Origin of the sequence: Halostagnicola sp. A-GB9-2 (assembly GCF_030068615.1) — an archaeon.
Lineage (GTDB): Archaea > Halobacteriota > Halobacteria > Halobacteriales > Natrialbaceae > Halostagnicola.
On sequence record NZ_JASJOC010000001.1, the window covers coordinates 342819 to 365519 of the forward strand.

Sequence of the window (22701 nt, forward strand, 5' to 3'; positions counted from 1 at the left end):
GATATCGGTATACCCTTCGTGGTGAGTCAGGCTCGTTCTCCTGTCCCGGTATGTGATTTCAGGCCAAGGGTTATTCGTTCGCCGCTCCTGTGCTAGCCCATGAACGCATTCGGACTCATTCAGTTCGCACTCGGCCAGCCTATTCCACTCCAACTCGAGGACGTTTCAGGGGTTGCCCTCGTCGGCGGGCTCGTCTTGTTGCTCGCGATTATCACCGTCTGGCAGATGGTCGAAATTGTCGACGCTTACAACAAAGGTGCACTCACCGTCTTCGGCGAGTATCGCAAGCTCTTGGAACCGGGGCTCAACATCGTCCCACCGTTCGTCTCTCGAGTGTACACGTTCGATATGCGGACCCAAACGCTCGACGTGCCAACGCAGGAAGCGATCACGCGGGACAACTCGCCGGTGACCGCAGACGCCGTGGTCTACATTCGCGTGATGGACGCAAAACGGGCGTTCCTCGAGGTTGATAACTACAAACACGCCGTCTCGAACCTCGCCCAGACGACCCTCCGTGCCGTCCTGGGTGATATGGAACTCGACGACACGCTCAGCAAGCGCGAGCGGATCAACGAGCGGATCCGAACCGAACTCGACGAGCCCACCGACGAGTGGGGGATCCGCGTCGAGAGCGTCGAAGTCCGCGAAGTGACGCCGTCACGAGACGTCAAGGGGGCGATGGAACAACAGACCTCCGCGGAACGAAAGCGCCGCGCCATGATCCTCGAGGCCCAGGGGAAACGCCGGAGCGAGGTCGAGAAGGCGGAGGGTGACAAGCAGTCGAACATCATCCGCGCACAGGGGGAAAAACAGAGCCAGATTCTCGAAGCGCAGGGTGACTCGATTTCGACCGTCCTCCGTGCCCGCTCGGCCGAGTCGATGGGCGAACGCGCCGTCATCGACAAAGGAATGGACACGCTGGTTGATATCGGACAAAACGATTCGACGACGTTCGTCCTGCCACAGGAACTCACGTCGATGGTCGGCCGCTACGGGAAGCACCTCTCGGGCAGCGATGTAGAGGCTGATGGGACCGAACTCGAGAGTCTCGAGTTCGACGAGGAAACTCGCGAACTGATCGGCCTCGACGATATTTCGGAGATACTCGGCGAGATCGACCAGCAAGCCGAGATGGACGTCGAAGCGATGGAACAGCAAGCACAGGCGATCAAAGAGGGAAAAGACTCGGTCGACGGGCCGAACGCCGAACCGGAGACGGCAGGCGCTGAAAGCGATACCGACGACTGAGACGGCGAGTAAACACGCTCGGTACGTCTCGATCTGGATCGTCGGCCCGTCGCTGTCGACGCTGGCCACCGCGTTTTTCTCGCTGGTTCCTGATCGGGCGTGCGTTTCTCGAGAACAGAGTAGTTCGATACGATAGCGACCGAGCGCTCCGGTGCCGAACAATGATATAGTCGGCACGCCCACGTGGAAACAACGGACCCTTCGATAATGACCAGCCACTACGATCACGCGCAGGTACAGGAGTTTTGGCAGTACGTTTGGGAGCGCGACGATGTCTACGAACTTCCCGAGAACGCCGCCGATCCGACCTACGTTCTCGGCATGTTTCCGTACACGTCCGGGACCCTTCATATGGGCCACGTCCGGAACTACGCGATTACGGACGCGTACGCGAGATACCGCCGAATGAACGGCGACGACGTGTTACACCCGATGGGGTGGGACGCGTTCGGCCTGCCGGCCGAAAACGCCGCACACGAACGCGCGAGCGATCCGGAATCCTGGACGCAGGCGTGCATTCGCCGTATGCGCGAAGAGCTCGGGTCGATGGGCTTTGGCTACGACTGGTCTCGAGAGATTACGACCTGTGAGCCAGAATACTACCGCTGGAACCAGTGGCTGTTCAAGCGACTCTACGAGGAGGGGCTCGTCGAGTACGAAGCCGCGTCGGTCAACTGGTGTCCCGACTGCGAAACCGTTCTCGCCGACGCGCAAGTCGAGGTTCGAGGCGACGAAGAGTACGCAGACGACGAACACGAAACGCACGACGAGCGAACCCGCGTCTGCTGGCGGTGTGAAACGCCCGTCGGTCGTCGCGAACTCGACCAGTGGTTCTTTACGATCACCGACTATGCCGAGGAACTTCACGACGGCCTCGAGGATCTCGACGGATGGCCCGAGGGCGTCAGACAGATCCAGCGAAACTGGATCGGCAGGCAGGAGGGACAGCGGATTTCGTTCGAAGTCGACGGCGGAACTAGCGCCAGCGGCGAGGGCGACTACGGCGACGAATCCGGCATGGATGAGAGTCTGTCCGGCAGCGTCGATGTTTTCAGTACTCGCCCGGAGACCGTTTTCGGGGCGACATATCTGGCGCTTTCCCCGGGTCACGAGTTCGCTCGAGCGATCGCCGAAACCGACGAAACGGTCGCGGCGTACGTCGATGACGTTCGCGAACGAGAACCCGGCGAAGTCGGATACGACGGCGTGGAAACCGATCTGACCGCGATCAATCCGCTCACGGGCGATGAGGTGCCGGTCTACGTCGCCGGCTACGTCCTGAAAGACGTCGGTACGGGGGCCGTCATGGGCGTTCCCGCGCACAACGAACGCGACCACGAGTTCGCACGGGAACACAACGTTACGATCGAGAGCGTGATCGTGCCCGACAGTAAGGAGACGGACGACGAGGACGGCACGAACGCCAAACCGTCGCTCTATACGGGAGAGGGAACGATCACCCACGACGGCGAGTACGAGGGCCTCGAGACGGAACTCGTCCGGGAACGACTGCCGGACGATTACGACGCCTTCGCCGAAGACGTGACCTACCGCCTTCGGGACTGGTTGATTTCCCGTCAGCGCTACTGGGGAACGCCGATTCCGGTTGTCCACTGTGAGGACTGCGGGCACGTGCTCGTTCCGGACGAGGAGTTGCCCGTCGAACTGCCGGAGTTCGTTCGGACGACCGGCAATCCACTTGAGGCACAGGAGTCGTTCCTCGAGACGACGTGCCCGGACTGCGGTGGACCCGCCCGGCGAGAAACGGACACGATGGATACGTTCGTCGACTCCTCGTGGTACTTCCTGCGGTTTCTCTCGCCGGACATCGACGACGCGCCGTTCGACGCCGAACTCGCGAACCAGTGGATGCCGATCGACTTCTACGTCGGCGGCGATGAACACGCGATCTTACACCTCCTGTACATCCGCTTTTTCACGCGGGCGCTCGCCGATATGGACATGCTCGAGATCCGAGAACCCGTCGAACGGCTCATCAGTCAGGGAACGGTGCTCTACGAGGGCGAAAAGATGTCGAGCTCCAAGGGCAACGTCGTCGCTCCCCAGGAATACGGCGCAGAGACCACCAGACTGTTCGTGCTCGCGGCGGCCCATCCCGAGCAGGACTTCGAATGGACGGCAAACGACGTTCGGGGGGTATACGACCTTCAGCAATCGCTGTACGGGATGGCCACGGCGTTCATCGACGAAACGACCACCCGGATCGAACGAACGACTCACGACGAGTACGTCGATCGAGAAATCGATCGGACGATCGCCGCGGTAACCGACGAGTTCGAACGGTTTCGGTTCCACCGGGCGGTGACGGAGATTCAGGGGCTGGTTCGATTGCTCCGACGATATCGAGCGTACAAGACGCCACAGGAAGCCGTCTATCGCCGGGGACTGTTGACCCTCGCAGCGCTGATCGCTCCGATGGCCCCTCACCTCGGTGAGGAGTTGTGGAACAAACTCCGCGGCGACGGTCTCGTCGTCGAAGCCGACTGGCCCGAACCCGAGAGCGACGTCAGTGACGCCCAGCGCGAGCGCCGTCTCATCGAGACGACGCTCGAGGACGTGCGGGACATCGTTGATGTCGCGGAGATCGAGGCTCCAGAGCAGATCGAGTTAGTCGTCGCCGAGCCCTGGAAGTATCGGGCCGCCGAAATCGTCGCCGCGGCGCCGATGGGGGAAAGCGACGAGGACGTAGTCGAGCGCGTGCTGGCCGACGATGCGACCGAGATCGATCGGGACGCTGTTTCGACCTTCGTCTCCGACCTCGAAAAACGGCGCGGAGAGATTGATCCGATCACCGACGGCGAACAGGAACGCGTTCTCCTCGAGCGCTCGAGATGGTTGCTCGAGGACGAGTTCGGCGCAGGCGTGACGGTAACGCAGGCGAGGGAAGCGAGTAAGCTGGCCGAGAAAGCAAAACCCGGAAAACCAGCAATACACATCAGTTAACAAATGTTTGTATTCGTGGACGGTTTTTCATCGTGTCGATCTTAGTATATAGTTGTGGTCCGAAGTGAGTCAATGTCCGTATTAGCTAGCTATTTTCGTGTTTTCGAGGGTTTTCCGGTTATTGAACAAATCAATTTTAGAGAACAAATAAGACAGAAGGACAGTTTTATTTCATCGGATTGGGAAATGTCTGACAGGATGGCGAACGGCGGAGACACGGTCGACACGTCGATTCGAACAGCAATGAGCCAGGCGGTCGTCGAAGCGGTTGCAAACGAAGAGGGAGTACCACCTGCGGAGTTATGCCCGCCGGAGTACGAGCCGTTACACACCGTTATCAATCCCGAGGCGCTCGACACGCTTTTCACTCCGCGAAGTAACGGCTGTCCACGACCCGAGGGAACGGTTACGTTCACCTACTGTGGCTACGACATCACGATCGAAAGCGACAGAACCGTTCACCTCAGCTGAGGCGAACGCCGTGGCTCGTTCTCGATTCTTCCGGTTGATTCTATTTTAGGAGAGTTGCCTTCCGGTGTTCAGATAGCGTTGCTTCCGAAAAAGCAAGACAAATACCCGACCTATCCCAAGACTCAGCTATGGCTACCGCGGACGCAAAACAACGGCTCCGAGAACGCCCCCTCGGGATGACGGCCTTCCTCTCGATCATCGGCTACGCGCTGGTTATCGGGACGTTCGTCCTCGAGTTGCCGATCTATCCCGATCTGACCAACGCACAGGTGAACGCGTTCACACACGCTATCGCGGGCATCAATGCGGTAACGACGGTGTTTCTCGTTCTCGGGTGGTACTGGATTCGAGCGGGTGAGGTCGAGAAACACCGCCGCGCAATGGTCGGCGCGTTCGTGACGATTCTGCTCTTTTTGGTCGTTTACCTCATCCGTGTCGGCGGCGGCGGGACGAAGGAGTTCGTCGGCGGTGAGCTGGTTCGAAACGCCTACCTGCTCATGCTCGCGATCCACATTGTCCTCTCGATCGTCGCCGTTCCGGTCGTCCTCTACGCGTTGATCCTGGGCCTGACACACACCCCATCAGAGCTTCGGGAAACGGCCCACGCTCGGGTCGGGCGCATTGCCGCGGGGTCGTGGATCCTCAGTCTTGTACTCGGGATCGTCACGTACCTCATGCTCAACCACATCTACGACTACCAGTTCCCGTCAATGCTCGTCTCGGGCGGTTTCTAACGCTCGGAAGCGACTCGGTCCCGGACGGTCTTTCTCCTTTCCCTCTCAAAGAGAAAATCGCTTGCCGGGGGCAGATATGTGCCTCAGCAGAAGATACGCTTATTCAGTGGGAAGGTCAACGAAGCGCATATGGCCGAAGACAAAACCGAAAGCGAACTCCGAAACACGACTGGATCGGGGATCGCCATCGGGGTTGCACTCGGAGTCGCACTCGGCGTCGTGATGGATGATCTGGCGCTGGGGATAGGAATCGGGGTGGCGATCGGCGTCGCGCTCGAGACGACGTGGGGTTGAGATCTTTCCCACGCTACAGTTGGGGCCCCTCTTTTTGCGCCTGAACCGTCCGTGTTTAATCCGTGCGCGGAATCGATCTGGCTCCAAGCACGAAGGTAACGACGGCGAGCACCGCAAGAATTCCGAGGTTTGCAAGAGCCGGATCCACGCCGAACACCGCCGGCGTCCCGGCGTCGGGGTAGGTCGCCGCACGAATCCCGCGGGAGAAGTACGTCAACGGCGAGAGGTTCACGAACGGCTCGAACCAGCCGGGAAGTTGCTCGAGCGCGATGAACGTCTCCGAAAGAAAGAGCAACGGCAGTCCGATCGCGTTGCTCGCGGCGACCGCGCCGTCCTGCGAATCGGTGTAACTGCCGAGCATAGCCCCGATTCCGCAGAAACAGACGACCCCGACGAGGATGTAGGCCACGACCAGCGGAGAGAACACGATCTCCGCACCCGTCAGGGCGACGACGAGCACGAGGATCAATAGGCTGGCAAGCGCGATGATAGCGGCGTTGACGACCGTTTGTCCAAGTAGCCACTCCCCTCGAGTCACCGGCGTCGTCGCGAGCTTTTCGAAGCGGTTGCCCTCGCGGTGTCGAGCAACTTCGCTTCCGAGCCTCGAGAACGGCGTGAACAGGACAACGACGGCCAGATAACCGGGAACGTAGTACGCTGCGGGTTCGGCGAACAGCCCGCCACCGGTAGGATCGGTCTGGATGAGCGCGCCGAAGATCGCGATCAGGATCACCGGGAAGAAAAACGTGAAGAAAACCGCGGTTCGTCGCCTGACGAACGACCGCCAGCCAGCGCTCGTTTGCGCGCGAACGCGCCCGAGTCGGCTCATTGGCTTCCCTCCGGGTTCGCTTCCTGCGTTCCCGTCGAATCGGCCGTGGTCGACGCCTCGGCTCGAGCCGGCTCCACCCCGATCGACCGCCGATCCGTTTGCGCGCGTTCCTCACCGTCGGCGAGCTCGAGATATACCGTCTCCAGATCGGGTTCGGCCCACGAGATACTCGTGTACTCGAGCCCTTCGTCCTCGAGAACGTCGACGATAGGGCCGATATCCGCCGGCGAGACGTCCTCGAAAACGAGGGTGCCGTCTCGAGACTCGACTGCGTACTCGAGGGCGGAGAGGGTACCACTGCTGGCGACTTCGTCGAGAGTAGTTTCGGCGGTCGGTTCGACGGTGAGGCGACTCGAGCCGCCGTGTTCTGCCACGAGCGCGGCCGGCGTTCCGGACGCGACGAGCGATCCGTCGGCGAGCAGGCCGACTCTGTCGGCGAGGCGTTCGGCTTCGGCCATGTCGTGCGTGGTCAGCACAACCGTCGTTCCACCCGCCGCGAGATCCTCGATCAGCCGCCAGACGGTCCGTCGCCCGGCCGGGTCGATCCCTGTCGTCGGTTCGTCCAGAAAGAGCACGTCGGGGTCGTTGACTAACGCGCTGCCGACGCAGACCCGGCGCTTCTGTCCGCCCGAGAGGTTTTCGTACCATGTGTCGCCGGCCTCGACCAGCCCCACGTCGGCGAGGACGGTCTCCGGATCGCGCGACTCGTCGTAGAGTCCGGCGTAGTACTCGAGCAGTTCTTGAGCGGTGAGTCGAGCGGGCGGAGAGAATTCTTGCGGGAGGACGCCGAGGCGGCTCCGGTCGACGGCCGTCGGCGACTCGTCCAACAGGTGTGCGGTTCCCGAGTTCGGAACCGTTGTTCCGGTCAGCGCCCGAACGAGCGTCGTCTTTCCGGCCCCGTTCGGTCCGATGAGGGCGAAGACCTCGCCGTCATCGACCGCCAGCGAAACCGACTCGAGGGCGACGGTCTCGCCGTAGGTCTTGTGGAGATCCGTCGCCTCGACTACGGCGTTCATACGAGGCGATACCAACCCGTTCCGGGTAAGGTGTTCGATTCGATTCGATTGCTTGTTCCGCTGGTGCTCGATGTCCTTTGATGGCGACACTCGACCAAAACCGGTCGAATCAGTCGAGTGATTGACCAGCTACGATCACGTCACCGATTTCGAATCGGGCACCGCCGTCAGGTCTCTCCAATAGCCTAATGCTCCATTCGTGAGCCATCACAACCCCAGAGACGATCGACAGTCCGATTCCGATACCATCATCTCCCGTCGAATAGCCGGTTTCGAACACCGAGTCTCGCACGTCTCGTGGTATTCCCGGTCCATCGTCCTCTACGTAGAATCCTGTCCCGTTCTCGAGGGAACCGACACGGACGGTGACATCGTTGCTCCCGTGTTCGACCGCGTTACGAAAGAGATTCTCGAATAGCCGTTTAACGCGGGCGGAAGCCCCACGGAAAGTGAGATCGTCCTCAACGACAAGGTTCGCATTCTGCGTTTCGACCGACTGCCAACAGGTTTGTACTAACTGCTGGAGCGTCAGCTCCGCCGTTTCGTCGATCTCCCTTCCCTGACGTGCCATCGTGAGTACGTCCGAAATAAGGTCATCCATTCGGTCAAGCCCGTCGGAGGCGATTGCCAGGTGTTCGCTATCGCGAATCTCGCGTGCGAGCTCGATTCGTCCCTGTGCGACGTTGAGAGGATTGCGGAGGTCGTGTGAGAGGACGCTCGCGAACTGTTCGACGTGCTCGAGTTTGTCGACCGTGCGCTGGTGTTTCAGTTCGTACTCGATCATTCGTGAAATGAGTTCGGCGAACGAGGTTTCTTCGGCCGTAAACGGCTCCTCTCGAGAAGTCTCCGAAACGAAACAGACCGTCCCGTAGGCTTCGTCGTCGATGCTGATCGTGGTACCGTGGTAGCAGTTCAACCCGTGGGTTTCGAAAGCCGGGTCATCGTCCCACCCCTGATTTGGGGCGTCATGCAATGCAATTGGGTCGTTCTGCGTGATGGTACGACGGCAATACGTCGTCTGAAGGTCGACAACGAGTCCTGGGGGAAAGCTCCCATCCGGAGGGTCCGTACTCACAATGGCCTTCCAGTAGTCGCTCTGCGGGTCGATTTTCGTCAGGTGACCGTTATCGACGTTCAGGTACTCTTCACCGATATCGAGGGCTCGTCGGGCTTTCTCTTCGAACGAGAGATCCGTTTTCATGACCTCGTAGAGATCGAAACGAGCCGCGTCGGGAGATGGGTATGCATGAGACATTCTTCTTGACGATTCGTACACAGATTAGAACTCATTTATAAGTACTGCCCGAGATCAACCAGATGAACGAGGGAACAACGGTTTCCGCGGCACGACCTTTCCGTCGCAGGGCCAACCATCAGAAGCGCGTTCGTGATAGCACCTCGTCATGGTCGAACTCGGATTCACGCTCTCGAGCGAGGAATACGGCCCGAACGAACTCGTCGAGTACGGCGTCCGCGCGGAGGAGGTCGGCTTCGACTTTCTGTCCGTCTCCGATCACTTCCATCCGTGGGTCTCCGCACAGGGCGAGTCGCCGTTCGTCTGGTCGGTTCTTGCGGGACTCGCGAGCCAGACCGACGAGATCGAGATTGGTGTCGGCGTCACCTGCCCGACGATCCGAATCCATCCGGTCAACGTCGCTCACGCGGTCGCGACGACGGACGTCATGGCCGACGGCCGGTTCACCTTCGGCGTCGGAACGGGAGAAAACTTAAACGAGCACGTGACGGGCGAGAAGTGGCCCGAACACGACGTTCGCCTCGAGATGCTCTCCGAGTCGATGGACCTGATGCGCGACCTCTGGGACGGGGAGAACACGAGCCATCACGGCGAGTACTATACGGCAGAGAACGCTCGCCTCTACACGATACCCGAGGAAATTCCGGAGATCGTCGTCTCCGCGTTCGGCCCGCAGACGGCGAAGATGGCCGGCGAGGAGGGCGACGGCCTCTGGTGTTCGGGTCCGAAAGGGGAGGTCGTCGAGGCCTACGAGGACGCCGGCGGCGAGGGGCCGAAGTACACGCAACTTCACTGCTGTTACGCCGACAGCGAAGACGAGGCGATCGACACCGTCCACGAACTCTGGCCGAACGGGTTCATCCCCGGTGAACTCGGGCAAGAACTGCCGTCGCCAGCGCACTTCCAGCAGGCGGCGACGATGGTCGACCGCGAAGACGTCGCCGAAGGATCGACCGTAACCGACCCGGATCCCCAAACCCACATCGACAGCATCGAGCAGGCGATCGACGCCGGCTACGACCACGTCTACGTCCACCAGATCGGCCCGGAACAGGGGAAGGCTCTCGAGTTCTACGAGGAGGAAGTGTTGCCGTCGTTTCAGTAGTGCGAACTCGTTTCGGTAGCGCGAACTCGTTTCCGTAGCGCGAGCTACTGGCGGCGACCCAGCTAGCCGGGATGACCACCGGTCGCCCCCGCACATTTCCGCTCCCCCATCCGTTTTAGCGCTCGCCGCCATACCGGGTGATATGGAGTACACAACGCTCGGGAACACGGGAACGACGGTCTCAAAGCTCTGTTACGGAACCTGGCGATTCGGACGGGAGACTGGCGGCGTGGTCGAAACCGAACGCTCGGAAGCCCACGATATGCTCGACGCCTGCAGGGACAACGGGATCAACTTCATCGACACCGCGAACGTCTACGGCGATCCCGACGGCACGAGCGAGGAGTGGATCGGCGAGTGGCTCGAGAACCACTCCCGCGAGGACTACGTCATCGCCTCGAAGGTCTACTTCCCGTTCGACGGCTGGGGCGAACCCGGTCCGAACGACTCGGGGCTCGGACGTAAACACATTCGCGCCCAGATCGAGGGAACTCTCGACCGCCTGGGGACCGACTATCTCGACCTCTACTACATCCACCGCTGGGACGAGGACACGCCGATCCGAGAGACCCTCGAGACGCTGACTGATCTCGTCCGCGAAGGGAAGGTCAACTATCTCGGGGCCTCGAGCATGGCCGCCTGGCAACTCACGAAGGCGCTGTGGACCAGCGACGTCGAGGGACTCGAGCGCTTCGACGTCACCCAGCCGATGGTCAACGCAGCCCAGTACGACACCGTCTCGGACTACCTCGAGGTCTGTGCCGATCAGGACCTCGCTGTCTGTCCGTACTCACCACTCGGCGGCGGCTTCCTCACCGGCAAGTACGACCGAGCGGACGACGGGTCAGTCATCGCCCCCGACGGCTCGCGGGGTAGCCTCGATGACATGTTCGACGACTACTACGCCACCGAGCAGGCATGGGACGTCTTGGAGGCCGTCGAGGACGTGTCGGACGAAGTCGATGCCACCCCGGCACAGGTCTCCCTGCGATGGCTCATGGATCAGTCCAAGTTCGACTGTGTCCCGATCGTCGGCGCGCGGACGCCCGACCAGCTCGAGGAAAACGTCGGTGCGGTCGAGGTCGAACTCACCGATGAACAGTTCGATCGGATCGACGGCGCTCGAGATGGAGCCGAGTCGTAACTCAGGCGCAACTGTTTCCTCCTCAGTGAGTCATCAGGTATCAGGGATGCCGGACAAACGGAACTGAACCGCACCTCACAGCGCGAGCGCGTCGACGAGCACGGCGACGAGAACGGCACCGAGGAAAGCGTTCGACGCGTGGAACGAACGAAACGCCGCGGCTTCGGTTTGCTCGAAGTGAAGCCTAACTGCGGCCCAGAGGAAGATCCCGCCGAAGACCGCGACGGTCGCCGCGTACAACGCGCCGAGATCGGTGATCCAGGCGAGGCCGACGGTTCCGACGAGCGTCGCGGCGATGTAGTAGAGGATGTGTTTCCGCGTCACCGTCTCGCCGCGGACGACGGGCATCATGGGAAAGCCGCCTCGAGCGTAGTCGTCGCGATAGGCGAGCGCGAGGTTGTAGAAGTGGGCGGGCGTCCAGAGGAAGATAACGCCGGCCAGTGCGAGTGCCGGCATCCCGATTTCGTTCGTGACGGCGGCCCACCCGATGAGCGCCGGGAGCGCGCCGGCCAAGCCTCCCCAAACGGTGTTTTGGACCGTGTTCGGTTTCAAGAGGAGGGTGTAGACGACGCTGTAAAAGAGGATCGCCGCGAGTCCGAGCGCCGCCGCGAGGGCGTTGATCGTGAGGAAGACACCGAGTGACGCCGCTGTCAGGAACGCGCCGAAGAGCAGGGCTCTCCGGACCGGAATCAGGTCGGTAGCAAGGGGGCGATCCGCCGTTCGGGACATCTTCTGATCGATGTCGCGCTCTAGAACGTGGTTGAACGTGCCAGACGCGCCGATTGCGAGTACGCCGCCGCCGAGGGTCGCGACGATCGTCGAAATCTCGAGGTTCGGACCGGCCGCGAGTGCCATCCCCGCCGCGGCGACGAGACAGAGCAGCCACATCAGGCGCGGCTTCATCATTTTGAAGTACGCGAAGGCGGTGAGACGGGCCCGTGCGAGTCTGCCGGTCGGAAGCGGTCGTTGTGGAGCCGGCTCGGTCTCGATCGGGTCCGGTTCCGGCGGCGATTCGATCTCGTCGTTCTCACTTCCCGTCGCGAACTCGAGATCCCACGCGAGTGCGAGGACGATGATCGAGAAGATGGCGATTCCGAGTCCGAGGTGGAGCCCCGGAGCGAGGGCTGCCGGGCCGACAGTCGCCGTAACGGCACCTACGCCGACCTGGATCGTATACAGCACCAGCGAGACGACCAGAGCAGCCGTGACTCGACTCGAAGCCGCTCCAAACAGTGCAACGAAGACGGTCAGTGCGGCCAGCGCGCCGACGACCACGGCTGTGAGACGGTGGCCCCACACGATCGCGAGTTCGGTCTGGCTCACCGGATCGACGGGGGCGCTACACAGCGGCCAGGTCGAACACGCCGTCGTCGCGTTCGTAATCGAGGTCGTGGCTCCGATAATCAGGAGTAAGTAGACACCGAGTGCAGTCCCCGCTAACAGTGCCGAGAATCGTCGCTGCGTGCCGATCGGCCAGGGATAGGAGTCGGATGCCACGGTATCGTTACCTCGAAATTCGACTCTGTGTATTTATGCGTCCCGCTTTCGGGCATTCGGGGGCGACGAACCGCGCTTTCGGGCGAACATGTTCTGTCGAGGGAGTAGTCTCCCCACCGATTCGATACCGTCGACCAGTCACATCCCCATATCGGCCGCCGCATCCGGAACCGGTAGCTCGGTGGGCGAAACCTCGAGCAGTTCTCCGACGTGATCCAGGGCCATATCAAAGCCGTAGTAACGCTCGAGTTCGTCGCCGTCGGCGGTCGGCCGAACTTTCAACATGGCGTACCCTTCGCGGTTCTGGGCGATCGCCGCCGTTCCTCCGCCGGCTGAAGGGTGTTCAGTGACGAACTCGAGGAGGCGCTCCGTCTCGGTTTCGCGGTAGGTAGCCGTGATCGAGTCGTTCGTTTCCGTCCGTTCGGCGTCGGTCATACGCTGTCTCGAACGTCGACGAACGGAAGGCTATCGGTTTCGCCGAACGATCGGAGTAGTGCGAGTCGCCGGGACGGGCCGAACGAGTCGGATTCACTCCGAGGGATCGACATCACTTTGTCAGTTCACCCGGGAGTGCCCGTCGTGACTTCGCAGGGAGCCGAGAATTCAACGGAGCACGTGCGCCCGCTTGAGACATTCCGGGTCACAAGAGCCGTGGCCCTGCAGTGGGTCGCCGTCTCGAGCGTCGGCTTTTTTGCGTTCGCGTACCTCTTTGCCGACGTTCTCGCGCGGATCCGTGGGGAGTCACTCGAGCCGATCGTTCTCCCGATTTCGTCCCAGCCCGCGACGCTCGGCTGGCTCGTCGTCTTCGTGGTGTTGGTCGCGCTCGTCATCGCACTCCACGAGACGATTCACGGACTGTTGATGGCCCACTGCGGCGGGGAGCCCACCTACGGCGTCGGCGTCTCGTACTTCATCGTCCCGTACGCCTACACGAACTCGAGCGGCGGCTACACTCGAAACCAGATGCTCGCGATCTTGCTCGCGCCGTTCGTCGTTATCTCCGTTCTCGGCGTCCTGACGATGGCCGTCTATCCGTCGCCGATACTCGTCGTCGTCCTGGCAGCCAACGCCGCGGGCTCGATCGGGGACCTCTGGATGGCCGCCGTCCTCGTTCAGTTTCCGCCGGCCGTGTGGGTCGGTCCGATGCCGGATCGGTCCCCTGACGGACAGGGAATGGGGATTTACGGCTCGAGCGAAACCGTAAGCCGCCGAACGCCCGGTTCGAAGTTTCTGTCGGCTTTCTTCGCCGGGGCGGTTGCCACGTTCGTCGCAGTCGCCGCCGGAATCGTCGGAGCGGTTCTCTTCTCGTTGGCGGTCGGCACCGGAACCGTCCTCATCGGCGACTCCGCCGGTCGCTGGTTCCTCTTCAGGCACGATGTCGTTTCCGCGAGCGAGATTGTGATTCTCGAGGTCGGCGGTCGGCTGCTGGTCTCGGTTTCGCTTCTTGGCGGACTCTGCTGGTCGATTGTCGTCGGTGCCCGACGGTTACTAAGCGACTGATACTGCCGGCTGTACGTCGTTCACAATTCTCGTCGCTCCGGGGGTGTGAGAATCTTTCCATAGTTACAACCGGCAGTATGATCCGAGGAACCGGGCTTCGACGGCTGGACAAGCCCCGGTGACGGACAATGCACTCCGCTGGCGACCGACGAACGTTACTGCTGTCGATCATCTTCGTTCGAGATCTCGAGACCGTAACGTTCGAGCACCCTCGTCGACGACTGAACCCATGACGAAGTGGCTTCAAAGCGGGCGGCGTCGAGACATTTGTTACCTGCTCGCGGCCAACGGAGAGCTTCGCAGCCAGAAGCTCAAATCCGAACTCGAGTCACACTACGACGACCGGATCGAGCCGAAATCGTTCTACGGAACGCTGTCGGCCCTGGTCGACGCAGGTCTGCTCGAAACGCGAACAGATGGCCTCTATGACGTGTATTCGTTGACTGATGCCGGAGCGAAGCGACTCGAGGACCACGATCAGTGGGTTCGGACCTGCCTCGAGTGATCGACTGCGCGTCTCAGGGGCAAACACGTCCCGTCTTGAGGTGAATCTCCGACGCGTTCATCCTGTGCGGTTCGTGATGATCACTGAATTTTGTAGCTCACGATTTCGCCGCAATCGCACTCCGGACAGTCCGAAGCGCTCGAACTCACCGTTGTTCCGCATCGTCGACACTCGTCGATGACTGTGGTCCCCGACCGCTGAAAGAGGACCGTTTTGATCACGCTTTTCATGTCGCCTCCCCCCGCACAACTGGTTTGTGCATACGCGGATACACCGATATGAAAGGGTTTGTTATTGTCTCGCTACCATGATAGTCACTGATATAAATATATCATTTATAGATAATAAAACCGTCTATACGGGGTTCAAAGTAGCGTTCAACGGGCGGGTCGTGTGTCACACTCAAACGGGGAAATCGACCTCTTGAGTGTATATTTACTACAAAATAGAATAATTTCGAACGGGAGGACCATCAGAGATTTATAGCGGCCTGTTGGACCACCAGTTAGATGATACCGATCGACGATTCCCCGATCGTCCGCGATGGCAAGTCACTGATTCTCGCGATGGACCACGGGCTCGAACACGGTCCGGTCGACTTCGAGGATGTTCCGGAGAAACTCGACCCAGCGACCGTTTTCGAGACCGCAACACACGACGCCGTCACCGCGATGGCGGTCCAAAAGGGTATCGCGGAGGGGTACTACCCGAGCTACGAGGACGACGTTAATCTCCTGTTGAAGCTAAATGGCACCTCGAACCTCTGGATGGGCGAACCCGACTCACCGGTCAACTGCTCGGTCGACTACGCGGCCGAACTCGGTGCCGACGCGGTCGGATTCACCGTCTACAGCGGCTCGAACCACGAAGTAGAGATGTTCGAAGAGTTCCGAGACGCACAAGAAAGCGCCCGCGAACACGATCTCCCCGTCGTCATGTGGTCGTACCCCCGCGGCCAGGGGCTCAAAAACGACACCAAGCCGAGTACGATCTCTTATGCGACCCGTATCGCCCTTGAGGTCGGCGCGGACATCGCGAAGGTCAAGTATCCCGGCAGTCCCGAAGCCATGGCCCACGCCTGCAAAGCCGCTGGCGACATGAACGTCGTCATGAGCGGCGGCTCGAAGACCTCGGATTACGAGTTCCTCTCGACGGTCGAAGCCGCCGTCAACGCCGGCTGTACCGGCCTGGCGGTCGGCCGAAACGTCTGGCAACGCGAGGACCCGACGAAGCTGCTCGACGCACTCGAGAAAGTCATCTACGAAGAAGAGACCGCAGACGCCGCACTCGAGGAATGACCGACCAGAACTTCGATCCCGGCATGAACTCCGAAACCGATCCCTCCGGCGTCAAGCTCGAACCCGTCGTCGACGACATCACCGCGACGGTCGCTCGAACGGCAGCCGAAATACGACAGGGCCTCGTCGGTCGCCGCGACAAAGCGGCGGGAGAAAACCCCAGCGGCGAGAGTCAGGCCGAAGCCGACGTCTACGCCGACGAATTGCTCGCTGATCGACTCGCATCGATCGAGGCTGTCGGCGAGTACGCGAGCGAAGAACGCGAGGCGTGTCTCGACTGCGGTCCAACGCCTGGCGCGAGCGGCTCGGAGGGTGGAGACCGATCGAGTCCGACGGTCGCGGTCGCCGTCGATCCTCTCGACGGCTCGTCGAACCTCTCGTCGAACAATGCCATGGGGACCGTTTTCGGCGTCTACGAAGCCCCGCTTCCGGCCGCCGGACGGGATCTCATCGCCGCGGGCTACGTGCTCTATGGCCCCATCACGACGATGATCGTCGCCGACGAGACCGGCGTCACGGAGTACGAACTGACGGGCGGAGAACGCACAATCGTTCGCGAAGACGTGACGCTTCCGGACGAACCGGTCGTCTACGGGTTCGGCGGCCGCGTCCCCGACTGGCCGGCGGACTTTCGCGAGTACGCCAACGCGATCGAAACCGAACTCAAGCTCCGCTACGGCGGTGCGATGATCGCCGACGTCAATCAGGTGCTCACCTACGGCGGCGTCTTCGCCTACCCCGGTCTCGAGTCCCGTTCGGGGGGGAAACTCAGGCTTCAGTTCGAGGGGAACCCCATCGGGTACATCGTCGAACGGGCGGGTGGACGCTCCTCGAACGGCAACCGATCCATCCTCGAGATCGAACCGGGTTCGCTCCATGAGCGGACGCCGGTCCACGTCGGCAACGATGAACTGATCGACCGACTCGAATCCGCCCTCGAGTAAACCGAGCCAGACTCGAACGAAGTACCGGGAGTCAACCGAAAAGTGGTTTAAGAACGGTCTCGAGGGGGTTGCGATTCGTTTTCGTTTCTGTTTTCCGTTCAGTCGGTCGATTCGACGACGGGGATCGGTTACGACCCGTCCGAGCCGAGCCACGCAGCAGTCACGGACACGTAGACGGCGACGCCGAGCAACAGGAGGACGTAGAACGCCCAGTTCGGCCACCCGGTCGAGAGAAAGAGGAGGGTGAGAAAGAGAACCCAGAGTGTGATAATAACGATATCGCCGAGAAAACGCGCTCCTGCGGTCAGGAACCCGCGAAGTCCCTCTCGAGAATCGGCTCGTTTTTCCGGTCGTGAGTCGGACCGGTCCTCGGATCGTGAGTCGGATTGGGTTTCAGTCATCTGTTTCGAGTGTTGGAAGGAAGTGTATTCATCTCAGAAGTGATAGCCGAGGGTGTTCGTCATCTGGTACGCCGAGACACCCCAGACGTAGCTCTGTCCGGGCCACCAGGTTCGGGCGTTGTTGAACCCAGCAATGAGCACGCTTTCGTCCGGATCCTGCGGATCTGGATGGTAGCTGACCGAGCCGCTATCGCCGTCAATCAGGTCCATTTCACCGCCCCATCGAATCTGCCCATGTCGGCAGAAATCGTCAGTAAAACACGTTACCGCATCGATCCCCTGAATTTTTCCGGTCGTGTGGCCCGTCATGGCTCCGACTTTCTCGAGAGGTTCCCCTCGAGCGAGTAAGTCGGCCAGGCCCCAGCGAGTGTACTGGCCGCGGACGGAGAACGGCGACGACGTGTCGATTTGATTGATCGGATCGAGTTGACCGGCTGGTTCGACTGCGACGAGGTCTTCGACTGGGTGATCGTAGCGCACCGTCCCCAGGTCGAACGACTCCTCGGTTTCTGTCGGAAGCCTGAGTCCCTCTCCGGTGATGTCTCCGTTGACTTCGAACGCATGCTCTGCCGTGACGAAGAACTCCGTTTCCGAGTTCGGATCGTATAGCGCAGGCCCGAGCGTCGCCATGCTCGAGGAGGTTTCGCAGGCGACGCCGCCGGGGACGGTTCCGCCGGTCACGTCACTGGCGAGTCGAGGTTGGCGTTCTCCGGTATCAGGTCCGCTCTCGATATCTCCGATGCTATCGATCCCTTCATCGTCGTCGAATCGCTCGATATCGAGACCGATACCGTCCGCAACCGTTCCGAGTACGTCTCGAACCAGACTGGAATCGCCCGTTACACCGATCGAAACCGACGCTGTCCCGCTTCGATAGTCACCGGGAACAACCGCACTGCCGAGGTACCCCATCAATCTCGATTCGGCGAGAACGTCGTTCACCTCGAACGCTTTTTCCACGGCGGCGTACCACTCCGCCGGAACCGTCCTCGTGCGTTCCTCGAGCGAATAGGGGTCGTCGATATCCTCTCTGACCAGCGCAGTAACGATTGGCACGTCGCCGTCGTCGGTCGCGAGGAAGTCTTCGACGCCGAGGAGGTGTGCCATTCCAACTGCGTAGCCGGCGCTCACGAGCGTGCGAATGAATTCTCGGCGGTCCATTCCGGCGTGCAAGCGCTCTCGAAGCGTCGAAAGACGGTGGACGACGTTCTCGGTATCTTTCTCCGACATGTAACCTAACGGATTGCGGTCTTCCGGCGAATACGGATAGCTACGGCGACGATGCGTGTCCGTACTAACCACGAAAATATCAATACACCTTCTGCCTGCACATGCCGTCCGTTTCAAAAGGCGTTGTGCCGAACGATGACACTCGAGAAACTGTCACTAGCACTCTTCAATATAAACCCTGGGTAGTTTAACGCGAAGAGTACTGTCGACTCACGGTTCATGATACATGTCTCCATGTTGGTGACCATGGGGACAAGTCCCTCCAGCGCTCCCGAAATGCCGTCTTCCCCCCACTTCGGGACTCACGTTCACCGAACGACCTCGCTTGCTCGAGTCGCGCCCGCGACGGATCGTTCCCAATCGAGGTGTGCCCGCCGCGTTCACCGGTCTTCGAAACGACCCCCTTCCGGACCTCAACTCGAGCGACGATATCGACCTACTTCTCTGCTAATTCGAGGATGTCACTATATTTCCCACAGATTCGTGTCGTGAAAAGGGAAAACGGTTTTTAGTCATCTCTCGCAGAATTTGCCATGGACGTTCGTATCGCCGACGGGGCAAGTAGCGAAGAAGCGTCGGCTATCGCCACGGCACTGGCCGAACACATCGGTGCCGATATCGAAGTGTACGTCGGCGATGAAACGGAACCGACCGCAGTTCAGGAGGTCGATTCGGCCCCTAAATCGGAGTCGAATCGGCGCGGACGGACAGCGCAACTCGAGCCGACCGAACGCGAACGAAAGCTCTGGGCCGAAATCGAGGATATCCTCGAGGGAGGGCCAACGAAGTACAGAGATCAGCTATCCGAAGCGGGGAAGCTGTTCGTTCGAGATCGACTCGAGCTCTGGTTTTCTGGAGACGGGAACGAGTTCCTGTTCGAAGACGGCAAGTTCGCGGCCTTCGACGACTGGCACCCCGACGGAGCGGCGGCCGACGAGACGGACACCGACGGTTCGGCGGAAGCGGGCGACCGGTTACCGGCGGACGGGCTCATTACGGGCGCGGCAACGTTCGAAAATCGGGACGTCCACGTCATGGCCAACGACTACACCGTCAAACGGGGGAGTATGGCCGGAAAGGGCGTCGAGAAGTTCCTCCGAATGCAACAGCGGGCGCTGAAAACCGGCCAACCGGTGTTGTACCTGATGGATTCCTCGGGCGGGCGGATTGACCAGCAGACCGGGTTCTTCGCGAACCGCGAGGGGATCGGAAAGTACTACTACAATCATTCGATGCTATCGGGTCGAGTTCCCCAAATATGCGTCCTCTACGGCCCGTGTATCGCCGGCGCGGCCTACACGCCCGTCTTCGCCGACTTCACCGTCATGGTCGAGGGAATGTCCGCGATGGCCATCGCCTCGCCGCGGATGGTCCAGATGGTCACCGGCGAGGAGATCGACATGCAGGAGCTGGGCGGCCCCGCCGTTCACGCGAGGGAATCGGGCTCTGCCGACCTCGTCGCTCGAGACGAGGAACACGCTCGAGAGCTCGTTGCCCAGTTGATCACGTACCTGCCGGACAACGCTGATGAGTCGCCGCCGCAAGTGGAGGGAACGGAACCGGTCTCCTCGCCGAAGGGAATCGACGCGGTCGTTCCCCAGCATCCGAACAAGGGCTACGACATGACCGATCTCATCGAGCGCCTCGTCGACGCGAGCTCGCTCTTCGAACTGCGCCCCGATTACGGCGAGGAGATCGTCACGGCGTTCGCCCGAATCGACGGCCGGCCGATCGGTATCGTCGCCAACCAACCGGCCCACCGGGCGGGGGCGATCTTCCCGGACGCCGCGGAGAAGGCGGCGGAGTTCATCTGGAAGGCGGACGCGTTCAACGTCCCTCTCCTCTATCTCTGTGACACGCCGGGATTCATGGCCGGTTCGCAAGTCGAGAAGGACGCGATCCTCGAGAAGGGCAAGAAGATGATCTACGCGACCTCCTCGGCGACGGTTCCACAACAGACGGTCGTCGTCCGGAAAGCCTACGGCGCAGGGATCTACGCGATGGGCGGACCAGCCTACGATCCCGAGAGTGTCATCGGGCTCCCTTCCGGCGAAATCGCGATCATGGGCCCCGAAGCGGCGATCAACGCGGTTTACGCCCGGAAGCTCTCGGAAGTTGACGACCCCGACGAGCGAGAGGAACTCGAACGGGAGCTTCGGGAAGCGTACCGGGAGGATATCGACATCCATCGGATGGCGAGCGAGGTCGTCATCGACGAAATCGTTCCGCCGAGTACGCTCCGCGAGGAACTCGAGAACAGGTTCGAGTTCTACGCCGACATCGAAAAATCCCTTCCGAGCAAGAAACACGGTACGATTCTCTAAGCGGGGATCGACTGCGAGCGATCAGCAGTGAACCGGAACGAACCGGCGGCGGTTCAGGATGGTCATCGAACAGACCGGACATTCATAGACGTCTCGAGCGGGCTTTTCGTGAACGATCCAATCTCCCGTTATGGCGCTTTCGTGGCCGCACTCGGGACAGAACAGGATCCCTTTCTTCGGCGGATCCTCGGTCGGCTGTGGAGAGCGATGACTCATAGTGAGTGAACTGAGACCCCCACGGTGAAAACGCTGTCCGCGATAAATTATCCTTACAATTCCGGCGAGTGATGGCCTCTGTGGTCTGGTTACACAGTATCATGCCACACGCCAATTGGTGGAGCGTCTCCGAAAGTGATGTGCCTCTGGACGGGGTCGTTCTCGAGACGTTGGGCGCTCGGTAGCAATGCGTGCCCGAACAGTCTGACCGAAAGCGTGCGCATCGGAGCCCGTTCAGGAAACGTCTTACTTTCCTCAGTAACCGCTTGTGTTCGATGGTAAGCCCTGGTTTCCGGTTGGGGGAGTGTGAGTAAGACCTCCCCCTCCGAACGCGGCGTCCTCCTACGGTTCACATAACAATACCCCGTTCGGTGAAACCGACGCGTGCGGGCATCCGCACGCTCCTCGTGGTCGTCACACGTCGACGCGAACCGGTTCGACTCCGGTCGGGAGTCTATGAGCTCCGACGCCGGGTATCCTCGAGTACCTCACCTGAACATGCCGCCGGCGGACCTCGAGCGACTGTTGTGGATCATCGTCGGTATTTCGCTCGTGGGAGATATCGTGACGACGTTCGTCGGATTACACCTCGGACTCGCCGAGTCGAATCCGATCGCTCGCGGCGCGATAGAGGGATACGGTCTGGCTGGCATGATCGCGTTGAAGGCGTTCGCAATCGGAATCGGCGTGATCTGTCGACCGTTGCTGACGGCCGAGTATCGACCGATCGTTCCGGCGGGACTCGCACTGCCCTGGCTCGTCGCGGTCGCCAGCAATCTCTACATGATATCGACCGTCGTCTGATAGGATCGGTTGTAAGTCATTTCCGGAGCAACCGCGAGTCGACCTGCGGTTGCTCCGGTAAATCGTTACAGCAGACCGTATCAGCCCCCTTGGACGATCGGTGGGGCGGCCGGATCGAAGCGTCGCTCGAGCACAACCACCTTTTGAAACGTAACGGAGCCTCCAGAACGCGAGAACCGAAGACGGGCGGGCGACGACAGTTCGGGACCGAACGGTGGCTACTTCACACAACGTCGCTTCCCGCAACCGATTCGACGGCATCGACGATCGTGCTCGCTCCGATAACCGACGCCCCTTCGTTCAATACTGCCTCGCCGTCTTCGTCGAGGACGAGCGTTACTGGAAACCCCAGAACGTTGTGTTCCCGACGGAGATCTCTGGTCGAGCCGTAGCCGACGTCCCAGGTTCCGTCGTGTTCGTCCCACCACTCTCGGAGTTCGTCCTCATCGAGTGCATTGTCCAGCGACTGGGTCGTAATCGAGAGAAACCGAACGTCGTCGTCGATCTGCTCTCTGGCTTCGGCGAGCGGGGACATCTGGCGCTTGCAGTAGCCACAGTAGGTGACGAAGAAATTGAGTACCGAGACTTGGCCCTCGACGGGAAGTTCCTGCGTACCGGCCTCGCTCGGCCCGGCATCGATCGTCTGGACTTCGGTCGGTCCGTCGTTCGCATCGTCGCCGGTGTCCGATTGTGGCTCGCTCTCGTCTCCGAACGTCGGCGGCCCATTTCGCAACAGCCCGACGCTTCCGACCAGCGTTCCGACGCTGGCGATCCCGGCGATCGCATCGCGGCGTTTCACGGCCCCACCCCAGCGACCGCCTTTCGCTCGAGCGGCGTACAGCACATTCGCCAGTTCATACATGGGTGTACGGACCGTGTACAAAAGGATTTAGTGGTTCACTTTTCGAACAGGGTGGGC

General features: G+C 60.8%; 22 protein-coding genes. 13 read left to right on the top strand and 9 right to left on the bottom strand.

Annotation, left to right across the window (positions count from 1 at the left end):
* Positions 1–99: 99 nt before the first annotated feature.
* The 5 genes from QNM96_RS01750 (at position 100) to QNM96_RS01770 (ending at position 5714) form a co-directional block, all read left to right on the top strand.
* A complete protein-coding gene (locus tag QNM96_RS01750) occupies positions 100–1251 on the top strand; it encodes an SPFH domain-containing protein (RefSeq protein WP_283834284.1) in 1152 nt (383 codons plus the stop codon).
* Between the two features lie 207 nt (positions 1252–1458).
* Positions 1459–4215: a leucine--tRNA ligase gene (leuS, locus tag QNM96_RS01755; RefSeq protein ID WP_283834285.1), complete on the top strand. Its 2757-nt coding sequence runs from the start codon at positions 1459–1461 to the stop codon at positions 4213–4215.
* A gap of 198 nt (positions 4216–4413) precedes the next feature.
* Positions 4414–4686 carry a HalOD1 output domain-containing protein gene (locus QNM96_RS01760; protein ID WP_283834286.1) on the top strand — a complete coding sequence of 91 codons (273 nt, stop codon included), beginning with the start codon at positions 4414–4416 and terminating at the stop codon, positions 4684–4686.
* Between the two features lie 128 nt (positions 4687–4814).
* Entirely contained in the window at positions 4815–5420 is a 606-nt protein-coding gene (locus QNM96_RS01765; RefSeq protein ID WP_283834288.1) for a DUF420 domain-containing protein, read from the top strand.
* 129 nt (positions 5421–5549) lie between these two features.
* Complete coding sequence (locus QNM96_RS01770; RefSeq protein WP_283834289.1) at positions 5550–5714, top strand: hypothetical protein; 165 nt, start codon at positions 5550–5552, stop codon at positions 5712–5714.
* A 55-nt stretch (positions 5715–5769) separates the two neighbouring features.
* Here QNM96_RS01770 and QNM96_RS01775 read toward each other — a convergent pair whose 3' ends face one another.
* The 3 genes from QNM96_RS01775 to QNM96_RS01785 form a co-directional block, all read right to left on the bottom strand.
* Entirely contained in the window at positions 5770–6543 is a 774-nt protein-coding gene (locus QNM96_RS01775) for an ABC transporter permease (RefSeq protein WP_283834290.1), read from the bottom strand.
* Positions 6540–7559 carry an ABC transporter ATP-binding protein gene (locus QNM96_RS01780; protein WP_283834291.1) on the bottom strand — a complete coding sequence of 340 codons (1020 nt, stop codon included), beginning with the start codon at positions 7557–7559 and terminating at the stop codon, positions 6540–6542. The genes QNM96_RS01775 and QNM96_RS01780 overlap by 4 nt, the downstream gene beginning before the upstream one ends.
* Before the next feature lie 109 nt (positions 7560–7668).
* Positions 7669–8814 (bottom strand): GAF domain-containing sensor histidine kinase, encoded by a 1146-nt coding sequence (locus QNM96_RS01785; protein ID WP_283834292.1) that lies wholly within the window; start codon positions 8812–8814, stop codon positions 7669–7671.
* A 148-nt stretch (positions 8815–8962) separates the two neighbouring features.
* Here QNM96_RS01785 and QNM96_RS01790 point away from each other — a divergent pair, with 148 nt between their 5' ends.
* The gene (locus QNM96_RS01790) at positions 8963–9919 is read left to right on the top strand and encodes a TIGR03557 family F420-dependent LLM class oxidoreductase (RefSeq protein ID WP_283834293.1); all 957 of its coding nucleotides are present in this window, start codon (positions 8963–8965) and stop codon (positions 9917–9919) included.
* Positions 9920–10061: 142 nt separating this feature from the next.
* Entirely contained in the window at positions 10062–11063 is a 1002-nt protein-coding gene (locus tag QNM96_RS01795; RefSeq protein ID WP_283834294.1) for an aldo/keto reductase, read from the top strand.
* Between the two features lie 75 nt (positions 11064–11138).
* Here QNM96_RS01795 and QNM96_RS01800 read toward each other — a convergent pair whose 3' ends face one another.
* Positions 11139–12560 carry a heme o synthase gene (locus QNM96_RS01800; protein ID WP_283834295.1) on the bottom strand — a complete coding sequence of 474 codons (1422 nt, stop codon included), beginning with the start codon at positions 12558–12560 and terminating at the stop codon, positions 11139–11141.
* Positions 12561–12698: 138 nt separating this feature from the next.
* Positions 12699–12995 carry a hypothetical protein gene (locus QNM96_RS01805; protein WP_283834296.1) on the bottom strand — a complete coding sequence of 99 codons (297 nt, stop codon included), beginning with the start codon at positions 12993–12995 and terminating at the stop codon, positions 12699–12701.
* Positions 12996–13211: 216 nt separating this feature from the next.
* Between QNM96_RS01805 and QNM96_RS01810 the strand changes: the two genes are divergently transcribed.
* The 4 genes from QNM96_RS01810 to QNM96_RS01825 all read left to right on the top strand — a co-directional run bounded on the left by QNM96_RS01810 (position 13212) and on the right by QNM96_RS01825 (position 16807).
* Positions 13212–14060: a DUF3267 domain-containing protein gene (locus tag QNM96_RS01810; protein ID WP_283834297.1), complete on the top strand. Its 849-nt coding sequence runs from the start codon at positions 13212–13214 to the stop codon at positions 14058–14060.
* A gap of 229 nt (positions 14061–14289) precedes the next feature.
* The gene (locus QNM96_RS01815; RefSeq protein WP_283834298.1) at positions 14290–14565 is read left to right on the top strand and encodes a helix-turn-helix transcriptional regulator; all 276 of its coding nucleotides are present in this window, start codon (positions 14290–14292) and stop codon (positions 14563–14565) included.
* A gap of 509 nt (positions 14566–15074) precedes the next feature.
* Complete coding sequence (locus QNM96_RS01820; RefSeq protein WP_283834299.1) at positions 15075–15863, top strand: class I fructose-bisphosphate aldolase; 789 nt, start codon at positions 15075–15077, stop codon at positions 15861–15863.
* Between the two features lie 23 nt (positions 15864–15886).
* Positions 15887–16807, top strand: a complete 921-nt coding sequence (locus QNM96_RS01825; RefSeq protein WP_283834974.1) for a class 1 fructose-bisphosphatase — start codon at positions 15887–15889, stop codon at positions 16805–16807.
* A 128-nt stretch (positions 16808–16935) separates the two neighbouring features.
* Here QNM96_RS01825 and QNM96_RS01830 read toward each other — a convergent pair whose 3' ends face one another.
* Together QNM96_RS01830 and QNM96_RS01835 are read right to left on the bottom strand one after the other, a co-directional pair.
* The gene (locus tag QNM96_RS01830) at positions 16936–17208 is read right to left on the bottom strand and encodes a hypothetical protein (RefSeq protein WP_283834300.1); all 273 of its coding nucleotides are present in this window, start codon (positions 17206–17208) and stop codon (positions 16936–16938) included.
* Between the two features lie 33 nt (positions 17209–17241).
* Positions 17242–18438, bottom strand: coding sequence for a hypothetical protein (locus QNM96_RS01835; protein WP_283834301.1), 1197 nt, complete (start codon positions 18436–18438; stop codon positions 17242–17244).
* 533 nt (positions 18439–18971) lie between these two features.
* Between QNM96_RS01835 and QNM96_RS01840 the strand changes: the two genes are divergently transcribed.
* Positions 18972–20762 carry an acyl-CoA carboxylase subunit beta gene (locus QNM96_RS01840; RefSeq protein WP_283834302.1) on the top strand — a complete coding sequence of 597 codons (1791 nt, stop codon included), beginning with the start codon at positions 18972–18974 and terminating at the stop codon, positions 20760–20762.
* Positions 20763–20783: 21 nt separating this feature from the next.
* Here the strand turns inward: QNM96_RS01840 and QNM96_RS01845 are convergent, their stop codons facing one another.
* Positions 20784–20978, bottom strand: coding sequence for a hypothetical protein (locus QNM96_RS01845; protein WP_283834303.1), 195 nt, complete (start codon positions 20976–20978; stop codon positions 20784–20786).
* Between the two features lie 456 nt (positions 20979–21434).
* Here QNM96_RS01845 and QNM96_RS01850 point away from each other — a divergent pair, with 456 nt between their 5' ends.
* Complete coding sequence (locus tag QNM96_RS01850; protein WP_283834304.1) at positions 21435–21782, top strand: DUF5658 family protein; 348 nt, start codon at positions 21435–21437, stop codon at positions 21780–21782.
* 223 nt (positions 21783–22005) lie between these two features.
* Here the strand turns inward: QNM96_RS01850 and QNM96_RS01855 are convergent, their stop codons facing one another.
* On the bottom strand, positions 22006–22644 hold the full coding sequence (locus tag QNM96_RS01855) for a TlpA disulfide reductase family protein (RefSeq protein WP_283834305.1): 639 nt from the start codon (positions 22642–22644) through the stop codon (positions 22006–22008).
* Positions 22645–22701 lie beyond the last annotated feature (57 nt).